10 protein-coding genes are annotated in these 13,010 nt (G+C 48.4%); all 10 read right to left on the reverse strand.

The genetic code is table 11. The annotated features are described in order from the left end of the window. Positions 1 to 136: 136 nt before the first annotated feature. The 10 genes from rpe to coaBC all read right to left on the reverse strand — a co-directional run bounded on the left by rpe (position 137) and on the right by coaBC (position 12,967). Positions 137 to 805 (reverse strand): ribulose-phosphate 3-epimerase, encoded by a 669-nt coding sequence (gene rpe / locus G9G54_RS08830; RefSeq protein ID WP_028540565.1) that lies wholly within the window; start codon positions 803 to 805, stop codon positions 137 to 139. 4 nt (positions 806 to 809) lie between these two features. Next, entirely contained in the window at positions 810 to 1,727 is a 918-nt protein-coding gene (gene rsgA, locus G9G54_RS08835; protein WP_023989300.1) for a ribosome small subunit-dependent GTPase A, read from the reverse strand. 73 nt (positions 1,728 to 1,800) lie between these two features. Further along, positions 1,801 to 4,071 carry a Stk1 family PASTA domain-containing Ser/Thr kinase gene (gene pknB, locus G9G54_RS08840; protein ID WP_165177365.1) on the reverse strand — a complete coding sequence of 757 codons (2,271 nt, stop codon included), beginning with the start codon at positions 4,069 to 4,071 and terminating at the stop codon, positions 1,801 to 1,803. After that, complete coding sequence (locus G9G54_RS08845; RefSeq protein ID WP_165177367.1) at positions 4,068 to 4,844, reverse strand: Stp1/IreP family PP2C-type Ser/Thr phosphatase; 777 nt, start codon at positions 4,842 to 4,844, stop codon at positions 4,068 to 4,070. The genes pknB and G9G54_RS08845 overlap by 4 nt, the downstream gene beginning before the upstream one ends. Before the next feature lie 6 nt (positions 4,845 to 4,850). Further along, positions 4,851 to 5,891, reverse strand: coding sequence for a 23S rRNA (adenine(2503)-C(2))-methyltransferase RlmN (rlmN, locus tag G9G54_RS08850; RefSeq protein ID WP_013310887.1), 1,041 nt, complete (start codon positions 5,889 to 5,891; stop codon positions 4,851 to 4,853). A 187-nt stretch (positions 5,892 to 6,078) separates the two neighbouring features. After that, the gene (gene rsmB / locus G9G54_RS08855) at positions 6,079 to 7,494 is read right to left on the reverse strand and encodes a 16S rRNA (cytosine(967)-C(5))-methyltransferase RsmB (RefSeq protein ID WP_071558516.1); all 1,416 of its coding nucleotides are present in this window, start codon (positions 7,492 to 7,494) and stop codon (positions 6,079 to 6,081) included. Continuing rightward, positions 7,491 to 8,450 carry a methionyl-tRNA formyltransferase gene (gene fmt / locus G9G54_RS08860; protein WP_165177369.1) on the reverse strand — a complete coding sequence of 320 codons (960 nt, stop codon included), beginning with the start codon at positions 8,448 to 8,450 and terminating at the stop codon, positions 7,491 to 7,493. Before fmt ends, rsmB begins: the two co-directional genes overlap by 4 nt. Before the next feature lie 6 nt (positions 8,451 to 8,456). After that, positions 8,457 to 8,954 (reverse strand): peptide deformylase, encoded by a 498-nt coding sequence (gene def / locus G9G54_RS08865; protein WP_023989305.1) that lies wholly within the window; start codon positions 8,952 to 8,954, stop codon positions 8,457 to 8,459. Positions 8,955 to 9,086: 132 nt separating this feature from the next. Continuing rightward, positions 9,087 to 11,663, reverse strand: a complete 2,577-nt coding sequence (gene priA, locus G9G54_RS08870) for a primosomal protein N' (protein WP_028540561.1) — start codon at positions 11,661 to 11,663, stop codon at positions 9,087 to 9,089. Further along, a complete protein-coding gene (coaBC, locus tag G9G54_RS08875; RefSeq protein ID WP_165177371.1) occupies positions 11,663 to 12,967 on the reverse strand; it encodes a bifunctional phosphopantothenoylcysteine decarboxylase/phosphopantothenate--cysteine ligase CoaBC in 1,305 nt (434 codons plus the stop codon). Before coaBC ends, priA begins: the two co-directional genes overlap by 1 nt. Positions 12,968 to 13,010 lie beyond the last annotated feature (43 nt).

Raw genomic sequence — 13,010 nt, forward strand, 5'->3', positions numbered from 1 at the left:
CGAAAATAAAACAGTACAATTAGAACAGCCAAAAGTGAAAGAACAGCATTCCAAGGAGCCTTCACTAGCGAGAAACAGCTAAGGGTCAACCCCGTCGCCATGCTCGCTACAGTCATCCACAATGCTTCGGTCAGCTTCACTTGGACAAACGTGCTGCACTGTCCCGAATCGCAGCTATAGCCGCAGCGCGGTCTGTTCTGCCAAATACCGCACTCCCAGCCACCAGCACGTCAGCCCCCGCTTCAAATACGGCTGGTGCCGTCTCCTCCGCAATACCTCCGTCTACCTCGATATGTACGTCTGGACGACCCAGTTCGTTCAACCAAGCACGGATTTGTCTGATTTTATTTAACGTCTCTGGAATGAAGGACTGACCTCCAAAGCCAGGATTGACCGTCATCACCAGAATCATATCCACATTTGGCAGCACTTCCTTGATCGCGTATGGTGAAGTACCCGGATTGAGAGCCACTCCAGCCAGAGCGCCTTGCTGCTTGATCAAGTGAAGGACACCATGCAAATGAACACAGGCCTCAGCATGAACAGTGATGATGTTGGCTCCTGCTTTTACGAAATCGCCAATATAGCGTTCAGGATGCTCAATCATCAGATGAACATCTAAGGGAAGAGTCGTATGCGGACGAATAGCCTGAACGATAGGTGGGCCCAGTGTAATATTGGATACAAAATGTCCATCCATTACATCCACATGAATCCAGTCTGCCCCTCCTGCCTCAGCTTCCGCAACTTCACTGCCCAAGCGAGCAAAATCAGCGGATAAAATCGACGGTGCTATTTTTAACATATACTCAGTACCTCCGCTTTTTTTCTTTTAATTCCTGATAGAACTGCAAATAGCTATCATATCGTCCCTGTGAAATATGGCCTTCTTCCAGGGCCTCTCTTACTTTACAGCTAGGCTCGTGAATATGGGTACACCCCCGAAATTTACATCCTTCCGCATACTGCTGGAATTCACGAAAACAGGGAGATAACTCATCCACACCTAGCTCCAGAAAATCCAGCTGGCTAAAGCCTGGTGTATCTGCTACAAATCCTCCGTTGTCTAGAGGAATCAGCTCCACATGACGAGTTGTATGTTTTCCTCGGCCCAGCTTATTGCTTATGGCGCTCGTCTCCAGCGTTAACCCAGGCTCCAGAGCATTAAGCATGGAAGACTTTCCTACACCTGATTGCCCGGAAAACACGCTGATTTGACCAGCCAACAGCTTCTTAAGCTCAGCCGTCCCTTCTCCGGTACGGGCACTGGTTACCAGCACCTCATAACCGATCTTCCGGTACATTTCCTGAACGGCCAGCACGGTGTCATCCTCTGAAGGGCTGCCTTCATACAAATCGCGCTTAGTCAGACAGATAATCGTATCCAGTCCGGCGTGCTCAATATGGACTAAAAATTTGTCCAGTAAAGGCAGGTTTAAATCCGGCTCACGCAAGGAAAACAGTAGCACGGCTAGCGTGGTATTAGCTACTGGAGGACGAATTAGCTCTGTCGTACGCTTTCTAATCTCCTCGACCATACCTTCCCCGTTCTCAGTCAGTTCGTAAACGACCCGATCACCGACAAGAGGCGTAATCTCTTTTTTCTTAAAAATGCCGCGTGCTCTGCATTGTACTGTAGCTTCGCCAGATACCGGACGCCCATCCTGATCCAGGCTGGAGACATAATAATATCCGCTAAGCGCCTTGACGATCAGACCTTCAGGCATGTGTAAGATGTCCTCCTTCATAATGTTCAAGTTTCATTGCGTATAACAGGTTGAGCATCTTCCTATTGCAAGTTTACTGATGCTGAACAGCCTCAATCACTTTTTCCTTCTTTGCGTGGCCTGGGTTGTTTTTATGACTAACCGCCAACTCACTGCGCGTACTCCCCGTGGAATTCGTTCCAGGAACAAAGGCGGAAGGGTCACCATTACCTCCTGTGCCCTCCTGATTGTTCGAGTCGCCTCCACTATTACCACTATCATTAGAAGATCCCCCGCTATCACCTTCCTCGCCGTTTCCACTTCCATTCTGCGAGGAAGTACCATCAGGTGTATCCGTTGGTGAAGTTCCAGCAGGCGGAGCAATTTGGGGCATCGTCACCGTTCCATTTTTCGCCTCAATATAAGAGACTGGATACGTATCAATAAAGTCACCATCTCTAAATACTGAGACAACACTGTCTTTGTTCGGAGCCATTAGCAGATTGATAGTGAACATCTGTGTCGTATTAATCGTACGGCTTCCCCATTCCTGATTTTCTCCACGCGCATCCGTATAAGTGATACGAATTTTGCTGTTTTTGCCCTCTTCCTTCGGCGCAACAGGCACATTAAATGGTAGTGTAATAGCTTCTGGCGGGTAACCCGTGCTTACATAAAACGTAATTTCCGTATTTGGTGGCAACTCACTGCCTGCCTCTGACGGCCACTGTTTGGTTACTCTTCCTTTTTCCTGCTCATAGCTAAATTCTTCTTTAATCGAGCCAACCTTCAGCCCTGCCTTTTTAACCTCATTTTCTGCTTGGTTCTGCGTCTTCCCTACCAGGCTTGGCATTTTCACAGTATCAGCGCCCTTGCTGACTGTGAGCACAACCTGGACTGAGTCCTTATCAAATGGCTCATTTGCAGCGGGTGTCTGACTAAGGACGGTCCCCGCGGCCTGATCACTGAACTGCTCATTTTGCTGAATCTGCGTCTCCTTAATTTGCTGGGCGGTCAGCAGCTTAACAGCATTCTCGTAGCTTTGGCCTTTGACATCCGGCATCGGGGTGAGCGGCTTGGCAATCCCGACTTTCAGACTAATCTTGGTTCCTTCCTTGACTAAAGAATCTGCAGGATAGCTTTGATAAAATACAACTCCAGGCGCGATTCCCTCTTTGTATTCATGCTGTATTGGCTCCTCAATGAGTAATCCCGCTTTACTGAGATTAACCTTCGCTTGGTCTTCTGTTTGTGTCAATACACCTGGTACTTTTACCTCAGGCACGACAAGTACACTTTGCACATAGTACACCACTCCGCCCATGCACAGAAGTAACACCAACACTAGTGTTACCCACAAGATCGCTTTTTTTCTATTATTTTTGGACGATTGCTTGCTCGGAAGCTGTTCAGACTCACGCGGTTGAACAGGTACATCATCGCCACTAGAAGACATCCCTAATTGTTGAGGCTTAATAGCCGGAATAACCCGTGTTTGATCCTCATCATCCAAATGTGTAAACTCCAGCTTGGATTCATTACGCCGTCCCGGCAGCAAACAGGTTTCCAGATCTTTTAGCATTTCGTCTGCCGATTGATAACGCTCTTCTGGATTTTTGCGCATGGATTTTAGAATGACATTTTCCACACTTTGCGGAATCAACGGATTAATTTTACGTGGTTCCTCAAATTCCTCTTGCAAATGCTTGAGCGCTACACTAATTGGACTTTCTCCCAGGAAAGGGAGCTGCGCTGTCAGCATTTGATATAAGACAATACCTAAAGAATATAAGTCCGATTTTTCGCCGGTGACGACACCCTTTGCATGCTCAGGTGAAAAATAATGAACAGAACCCACAACAGAACCCGTCTGGGTAATGGTCGTTGACGTAACAGCTCTAGCAATCCCAAAATCAGTTACCTTAACCCGTCCATTACGTCCAATTAATATATTATGAGGCTTAATGTCTCGGTGAATGATCTGATTTTGATGGGCATGCTCCAGCGCATCACAAATCTGGGAAGCAATCCGTACTGCTTCATCCACTTGCAATGGTGCACGTTCTTTAATAATCTCATTCAAATTTTTACCTTCGATGCACTCCATTACAATATAATGGATTTCATCCTCTTGGCCGACATCATAAATACTGACCACATTCGAATGCGAAAGCGAGGCCGCAGACTGCGCCTCACGCCGAAATCGGCGAATAAATTCCTCATCATGAACAAATTGCTGGCGCAACACTTTAACTGCGACATTGCGATTCAGCAAAATGTCTTGAGCCTTATACACCAGCGCCATACCGCCGCCACCGATACGCTCAATAATTTCGTATCTTCCCCCTAGCAGGTGCCCGATCATGCGTCACACCCCTTTTCACTCAATGAAACCGTGTCGTCGGGCAATTCAAACAAAGCTACAGTAATGTTATCGTCTCCTCCGGCAAGCAACGCCAGATGTAGCAGACGATCCGCGCGCTCCTCCAAAGGATTCTCTGCGGCACCTACTACTTTTCTGATTTGTTCTTCCGTTACCAGATTGCTTAATCCGTCGCTACACAGTAACAGTACATCGCCTTTTTCCAGCGCAATGGAGTCAATATCCACTTTCACCTCGGAATCAGTGCCCAGCGCCCGTGTCAGTACATTGCGACGAGGATGGTTCTCCCGTTCTTCCTTACTGATCTGACCGTTTTTGAACAGCTCATTAACCAAAGTATGGTCTTCTGTAAGCTGACGTACCGCTCCTTTAGAAATGACATAGGCACGACTGTCACCGATATGTCCGATAATTCCGGATGCGTCGTTTAATAAAACCGCAACAACTGTCGTTCCCATATTATGATACTTTTCATCGCGTGCAGCCGTCTGGAAGATGACTTCATTGGCATGCAAAATAGCGTCGCTGAGCGCCGCCGTCAAAGAATGTGCGGATAATCCGCTCTCCAGCGTCGCCAAATCAGCGGCAAGTGTCTCTACCGCAAGGCGGCTGGCCGTATCACCGGCCAAATGCCCCCCCATACCATCGGCAACAATCCCAAGAATATAGCCTTGCTCCAAGTGCCTGATCCAGGCAGAATCCTCATTCACCGAACGTACACGTCCGACATGGCTGACATGAACTGTTTTGATCAAATGGTTTCACCCCAACTCCATATGCTTTGCACGCAACTGACCGCAAGCAGCGGCAATATCGTGACCCTGTTCACGCCGGATCGTCACATTGACGCCTTTTTCGGCAAGAATACGTTGGAAATTAAAAATATCACTGCGTGATGTGCGTACATACTTGCGCTCAGGCACATGATTGACTGGAATCAAATTGACGTGACACAGCATGTCCTTTAACACATCCGCTAGCTCTTCAGCATGTTCTGCCTGATCGTTTACACCACCAATCAGGGCATATTCAAACGAAATTCTCCGCCCCGTCTTAGCAAGATAGTAACGTAGAGAATCCATAACATCCTTAAAGGGATAACGCCGATTTACAGGCATCAGCTTCGAACGAAGCGCATCATTAGGCGCATGAATGGATATTGCCAGATTAATCTGGGTATCCTCGTCGGCAAATTTATAAATATTCGGTACAATACCGCTGGTCGACACTGTGATATGACGTTGACCAATGTTCAGACCTTTTTCATGAACCATTGTACGTAAAAACGTCATGGTCGCTTCATAGTTTTCAAAAGGCTCGCCCGAGCCCATAATCACGATGCTACTCACTCGTTCATTGGTTTTATCCAAAATTTTCTGAGCCTGCACCACCTGTGCAGTAATTTCACCAGCCGTCAGGTTCCGTTTGAGGCCTCCAAGCGTCGAAGCGCAGAAAGTACAACCAATCCGGCACCCCACTTGAGTCGTTACACAAATGCTGTTTCCGTAATTGTGTCTCATAATGACCGTTTCAATGGCATGATCATCGTGCAAACCGAACAGGAATTTTACTGTACCGTCCTTCGATTCCAACTTTGTAATTTCACTAAGCGTCACAAAACTAAATTGCTCCTCAAGCTTCTCTCTCAGCGCCTTGGACAAATTCGTCATCTCGCTGAAATCATTGACTCGCTTCACATACAGCCAGTCAAAAATTTGTCCTCCACGAAAAGCAGGCTCGCCATTGTTCTTGGCCCAGTCCTGAAGCTCCTCCAGAGTTAAATCATATATAAAAGGTTTCATCAATGTTTGCACCCGTTCCTTCTTCATTAAGTTCTGTTTGATCGCAGATAGTATTTTTCATTCTTCCTATTTTAGCACAAATCCCTGAGGGGGTAAAAATTTTTCGTCTTCATGCAAAAAACCGCCGGAAATGTTCCGGCGGAATGTGGAAATACTGGTGGAAAGCTGCCTGGAATTCTCTTCCGCGCTATTTCACCCGACGCAGGCGCGCGATATAAAATCCGTCGCTGTGGAAATGCTGCGGTAACAGCTGTACCGAGCCTCCCTGTATACTATCCTTTTCGCGGCTCACGTCTGGGAAGGAATGACCCTCTGCCAATTCATACTCTGGATGTTCGCTTAAAAATTGAGTCAATTGTCCTTCATTTTCGTCCGGTTCAATCGTGCATGTGCTGTATACCAGAATACCACCTGGCTTCAACAGTCCCGCCACACTATCCAGCAGCTCATGCTGAAGCTGTGTAATGTCGCGAACATCCTGCGCAGTTTTGCTCCAACGCAGGTCCGGTTTACGACGAATCACTCCAAAGCCAGAGCATGGCGCATCCAGCAAAATACGGTCAAAAGAAGCTGGAGCATATCGTTCCTTCAGTTCTAGCGCATCACCAGTGACTGTTTCCACGGCATCCAGGCCAAGTCGATTAGCCTGTTCACGAATTAATTGATGCTTATGGGCATGCAGATCATTCGCAACTATCCGTCCGTGATCCTTCATCAGCTCAGCCATATGAGCTGTTTTGCCACCTGGAGCGGCACAGCAATCCAGTACCAGCATGCCAGGCTCAGGAGCGACTGCTTCGGCAACGAGCATGGAGCTTTCATCCTGTACGGACAGCAATCCGTCCGTATACCACGAGGTAAGCGCCATATTTCCACCGCTACGAACAACAATCCCATAGGGACTAACTGCCGAAGGAACGGCATCAAGCCCTTTTGAGTTCATCTCGTCCAGCAGCTGATCACGGCTGATCATTGTCGTATTCACCCGTACGCTGACCGCAGGGGGCTCATTATTAGCCTGACAGATAGCCTCAGCAGTATCTGCACCGTACTGCTTAATCCAGCGCTTAACCAGCCACTGTGGATGGGAATGTTCTAATGAAATCCGTTCCTCCGGTGACAAATCGTCAGGAATACGCAGCTTGTCCGGCTCACGCAGCATGCTGCGGAGCACGCCGTTGACCATACCGGAAATACCCTGATGCCCACGCCGCTTGGCAATGGTCACCGCTTCACTAACGACTGCATGATCCGGAACTCGATCCAGATACACCACCTGATACACACTCATCCGCAGCAACGAACGTACCCAAGCCTGAAGCTTGGCCGTTCCTTTTTGAACAAATTTATTCAAAAAATAATCTAGTGTATTTCGGCGTGCGACTGTACCGTATACAAGTTCCGTCGCCAAACCAGCATCACTTGCAGACAAACCTGCCTGCTGAAGCCGACGATTTAGCTCAAGATTGCTATACGCACCCTCTTGCTCCACACTGGTCAACACATCAAGTGCAACTTCCCGCGCCGTCTGATTGCGAGTCTTGCCGGTTCTGGCACCCACTCCCTTGCCTTGGCCTCCCTGGCGGGAGTGACTCCCGCTCATCCGAGCACCATGCCTGGCTTCATCTGTCCGCCGCGTGCAAAGGTTCCGGCATCCATAACCTTTTTGCCAGCCGGTTGAACCTGAGTCAGCCAGAGAGTTCCTTCGCCTGTCTGCACCTCAATGCCACGAGCGGTCAATTGAAGAACCGTCCCGGGTGCTGGGGCATTTGAGCCACTCACTTCATTATTTATGAAAGGCTGCTCAGCAGCCCATATTTTAAAAACATTTCCCTCCCAAAGCGTAAACGCGCCGGAAAAAGGAACAAGGCCGCGAATCCGGTTGTATATCTGCTGTGCATTGTCACTCCACGAAATACGCTCATCGTCGCGGTTCAGGTTAGGGGCATAGGTAGCCTCGTCCTCATTTTGCGGCGTACGGTCTGATTGGCCTGCCAGCAACTTAGGCAGCTCGTCCTGCAAAAGCTTTGCTCCAGCTACGCTTAACTTCTCAAAAATCGTACCGGAGGTATCCTCCGGCTCTATAGCAACCTCAACTCGCGATATCATATCGCCAGTATCCAGTCCTTCCGCCATATACATCAGCGTCACACCCGTCACGGTCTCACCGTTAATAATCGCACGCTGGATCGGTGCACCTCCCCGATAACAGGGAAGTAACGAACCATGCACATTCAGACAGCCGAACCGAGGCAAGTCTAGTACGGACTTAGGCAAAATTTGCCCATAGGCTGCGGTTACGATCAGATCAGGACGCAGCTCTGCCACCTGAGCCACCGCTTCTGGCTGGCGCAGGCGGGTCGGTTGCAGTACAGGTAATCCGCGTTTTTCTGCCGCTTCCTTGACTGGTGTAGGCGTCAATATTTTTTTTCGTCCCTGTGGCTTATCGGGCTGTGTAATCACACCAACCACGTTATAACCGTTGTCCAGTAACATGTTCAGCGATGGCACTGCAAACTCAGGCGTACCCATAAAGATAATACGAATGTCTTGAGTCATCGAACCTCACTCTCCTATCTGACGGTTCGGTCCTGGCTGTTCCAGCGCAACCTCATATACTTTTTCTGCAATATCCGTGAATAAAATTCCATTTAAATGGTCAATTTCATGCTGAAAAGCACGAGAAAGCAACCCTGTCGCTGTAATGGTAATGGCCTTACCCTCGCGGTCCAGTCCCTTGACTGTAACCTTCTCGGCACGACGCACATCCCCGTTCAACCCAGGTATACTCAGGCAGCCTTCAGGACCCAATTCCTCCCCTTCTTCGGCTACGATTTCTGGATTGATCATTTTAATCAATCCATGCTCATCTCCAGCATCTACAACAATGAGACGCTTCAAAATACCTACTTGCGGAGCAGCAAGACCTACTCCCTCCGCTTCATACATCGTATCTGCCATATCGTCGAGCAGCTTTTGCACGTTAGGCGTAATTTTAGTGACTTCCTTTGCTACTTTGTGCAATACGTCATCCGGCTCCAACACTATAATTCTAATTGACATGACAACAGAACACCTTCCTCTTTATGTTTCATTTAGGCTTAACTGTATTCATCACACACGCGACTGCTACATTATCCTATGTACGGACGGCTTGTCCGCATTAATTGTGATAATAACTTTTGTGGCAACACTCTACATAAGCATTTGCGGATCAACATCCAGACTAATCAGCAACTTTTGTGCCTGTGCGGATTCGGCCATTTCATCAGCTACTTGCTGAGCCAAACTAATCGCATCGATATTTCCACGCCATTTTATCATACATTGAAATCGGTATCTATTCTTGATTCTCGAAATGGGTGAAGCTACTGGCCCCAAAATGTCGAGTACATCCGATGTAAGACGATCCATATTCCCGAACCAGCCCCGTTGTCTGGCCCGTCCCTGTAGTGTTGCTGAATAATTCTCAGCCAATCGGACCAGCACCGGGAGTTGTTCATGAGAAAAGGTCACCAAAATAAGACGACAATATGGTGGATAGTGCAAATTGCGGCGGTGTTTCAATTCTTCCCTCACAAAAGAAGCATAATCATGGCGACTTGCGTGAATCACCGAATAATGCTCTGGAGTATAGGATTGTACGAATACTTCCCCCGGCAATTGATGTCTCCCAGCCCGTCCAGCTACTTGTGTTAACAGCTGAAATGTCTTTTCCGCAGCCCGAAAATCCGGTAAATTGAGAGCCGAATCCGCAGTAATGACACCAACCAGTGTCACATCGGGAAAGTCCAGGCCTTTGGCAACCATTTGAGTACCGAGCAGCACGTCCGCTTTTTTATCACGAAATTGCTTGAGAAGCTTTTCGTGGGCATTTTTTTCTGTCGTTGTATCAACATCCATTCGAACAACACGTATACCGGGGAATAGCTTCGCCAGCTCTTCTTCCACTCGCTGGGTACCTGTACCGAAATAACGAATATGCTCACTACCGCACTCAGGGCAAGTCTGAGGCACGGGCTCGGAATAACCACAGTAATGGCAACGTAAATTGTTCGACCGCTGATGATACGTAAGCGAAATATCACAATGCGGACAACCCGCGACATAGCCACAGCTACGGCACATGACGAACGTGGAGTGCCCACGCCGATTCAACAGTAGTACCGTCTGCTCCTTACGCTCTAACCGCTCTGCAATTCCATTATGCAACGCACGGCTGAACATAGAGCGGTTGCCAGCACGCAGTTCCTCACGCATATCCATGATATGTACTTCGGGTAACGTGTTCCCCAATGCGCGAGTTGGCATTTCAAGCAGCAACGGCGCAAACTCGTCGTTGCTTTGTGAGCGAGCCGCATAGTAGCTTTCCAGCGACGGTGTAGCCGAGCCGAGAATAACGACAGCCCCATGCTGATGGGCTCTGCGAATGGCAACATCACGCGCATGGTATTTAGGTGTCTCTTCCTGCTTGTAGGACGTTTCGTGCTCCTCATCCATAATAATAAGACCTAACTCACGAAAAGGCGCAAATACTGCCGAGCGAGCACCAATCGCCACTTTCACACGGCCTTCGCGTATTTTGCGCCACTCATCGTACCGTTCCCCCCCGGACAACCTACTGTGCATCACTGCTACCTGATCGCCAAACCGGCCTTTAAAACGCTCAACCATTTGTGGGGTTAACGATATTTCAGGTACCAGCACAATGGCCTGCCGATTCTGCTCGATACAACGCTGAATCGTCTGTAGATAAATTTCCGTCTTACCGCTCCCTGTGACTCCATGCAACAAATAAGCTCCTTGCTCACGTGTGTCCAGCTGGCGAATAATTCGTTCATATACTGACTGCTGCTCTGCTGTGAGAGGGAGTGGCTCTGTAGGCTTGAAGTGTCTGCCCCGGTAGGGGTCGCGGAACACTTCGACATCCTCCAGCAACACATAGCCCTTATCTTCCAGCGCCTTAACCGTTGCAGCCGAGACACTCAGTGAGGTCATGACTTCCTTCAGTGACAAAGGCAGAAACTCGCTACGTTCCAGCAAAAAAGCAAGTACCTCCCGCTGACGCTGCGCTTTGGCAGAAAATTGCTCCAGCGCCGTTGATGCCTCGTCTATGCCAATAGCCAGATCAACGGATTTCATGGTCTTTTTGCCAAGTTTGTCTTTAATAACTTGACTTTCCTGAAGCACACCCCGGCGTAACAGGGATTTAATAACCTCCGCTTCCTCCGGGAAACGTCGACTGAGTTGCTGCAATGGGACTTGCTCCTTCTCCTGAATGAAGCTAACAATCCGACGCTCCGTCGGATCACTCATACCATCGTCGGTCAGAAGTGCCCATTCGAGTTCATCGCCCTGATTCGGTTGTATAGTACGTTGTGGATGCGTTAACTCATGCTGTTCCGCAATTGAGATATAACGTTCTGCTTTGCCCTTGAGCGCGGTAGGAATCATCACTTGCAGTGCCATAATTTGATTACAAGCATAACGTTCGCTCATCCATTTGCCCAGTTCGACTAGGTCGGCAGATAAGGGTGGTACCAAATCCAGCAGTTCCTGGATCGCTCTCATTCTGTATTTCGGTGGATCATCAGCTGGGACTACCGAGATGACAAAAGCCTGCACCGTCCGTTTGCCAAATGGCACAGCTACCCGACTACCCGGCTCAATCCAAGGTCTCATTGAGTCTGGTATCAGATAATCGAAGGTGCGGTCCGTATCCTTGGCAGGTACATCGACAATGACCTTGGCAACTAAATTGCCCGTCTCCATTAATGCAGCACCCCACCCATGCGTCCCGCGGCTATAGTAAGCAACTTACGCGCAACTTCTTCCTTTGACTGTACAGGAATACGCTCTACGATCCCGCTTCGGTCATAAATTTGAACAGCATTCGTATCGACGCCAAAACCAGCACCATTCACAGTTACATCGTTTGCCGCGATCAAATCACAATTTTTACGTTCTAATTTATCTATCGCATACGTCTCCAAATGTTCGGTTTCAGCTGCAAAGCCAATTAAAAATTGATGTTTCTTACTCCGTCCGAGTGATTCTAAAATATCGACGTTCTTCACTAGCTCTAGCGTAAATACACTATCTTTTTTCTTGATCTTGGTCTGTGCAATCTCACGTGGTCGATAATCTGCAACTGCAGCAGCCATAACGACCATATCGCTCGTTTCCCATTGCTTTAATACAGCGTCGTACATGTCTTCAGCTGACTGGACTCTTTCAAGCATAATACCAGTAGGCGGTTCCGCGCTGGTATTGGCGGCAATCAAGTGCACCTCTGCACCCATCTCCTGAGCCACTTTTGCAATGGCAAAGCCCATTTTGCCAGATGAATCATTTGTGATATAACGTACTGGATCAATTCGCTCGATCGTGCCTCCAGCCGTTACAATGACTTTTTTGCCTGAAAGCACCGATTCATTCTCATTCACAAGTGACTCAGGCATTTGAGCCTCCATAGATTCGTCACCAAACCATCGTGGTTCAGACTTGATGGTGGTTTTTTGTTCCTGAGCTTGCTGATCAAAAAAGCGTTCTATGGTTTGCACAATTGTGTCCGGCTCTTCCAAACGTCCTTTGCCAACGTAACCGCAAGCCAGTAATCCTTCACCAGGCTCAATCATCTTCACGCCACGTGATACAAGCGTCTCCATATTTTGCATGACTGCGGGATGAGTGTACATATGTACATTCATCGCAGGTGCCACCATAATAGGCGCTGTTGTAGCCAACAACGTTGTAGACAGCATATCATCAGCAAGACCATGCGCCATTTTCCCGATAATATTCGCAGTTGCAGGAGCAACAAGAACCAAATCAGCCGCATCCGCCAGATGAATATGGGATACGACTGATGGCTCTCTTTCATCAAATGTGTCACTGTACACCGGATTACGAGAGAGCGACTGCAGCGTAAGTTCGGTAATAAACTCCTTGGCAGAGGCCGTCATAATCACATGAACATCGGCGCCCTTTTGCGTCAACCTACTACACAGCGCTGCCCCTTTGTAAGCAGCAATTCCGCCAGTTATACCAAGAATAATAACTTTTCCCTTCAACATCGTTAACTCCCCCTGACCTAAAAAAATAACAACCTTGCGGTTG

This window comes from Paenibacillus sp. EKM212P (genome assembly GCF_011066115.1).
GTDB classification, from domain to species: Bacteria; Bacillota; Bacilli; order Paenibacillales; family Paenibacillaceae; genus Paenibacillus; species Paenibacillus polymyxa_B.

Excerpts from the sequence above, each read along its gene's own strand:
- def (WP_023989305.1), bottom strand. The coding sequence starts at position 8,954 with ATGTCAATTAGAATTATAGTGTTGGAGCCGGATGACGTATTGCACAAA.
- coaBC (WP_165177371.1), bottom strand. The coding sequence starts at position 12,967 with ATGTTGAAGGGAAAAGTTATTATTCTTGGTATAACTGGCGGAATTGCT.
- pknB (WP_165177365.1), bottom strand. The coding sequence starts at position 4,071 with ATGATCGGGCACCTGCTAGGGGGAAGATACGAAATTATTGAGCGTATC.
- rpe (WP_028540565.1), bottom strand. The coding sequence starts at position 805 with ATGTTAAAAATAGCACCGTCGATTTTATCCGCTGATTTTGCTCGCTTG.
- rsgA (WP_023989300.1), bottom strand. The coding sequence starts at position 1,727 with ATGCCTGAAGGTCTGATCGTCAAGGCGCTTAGCGGATATTATTATGTC.
- rlmN (WP_013310887.1), bottom strand. The coding sequence starts at position 5,891 with ATGAAACCTTTTATATATGATTTAACTCTGGAGGAGCTTCAGGACTGG.
- fmt (WP_165177369.1), bottom strand. The coding sequence starts at position 8,450 with ATGACTCAAGACATTCGTATTATCTTTATGGGTACGCCTGAGTTTGCA.
- rsmB (WP_071558516.1), bottom strand. The coding sequence starts at position 7,494 with ATGAGCGGGAGTCACTCCCGCCAGGGAGGCCAAGGCAAGGGAGTGGGT.
- priA (WP_028540561.1), bottom strand. The coding sequence starts at position 11,663 with ATGGAGACGGGCAATTTAGTTGCCAAGGTCATTGTCGATGTACCTGCC.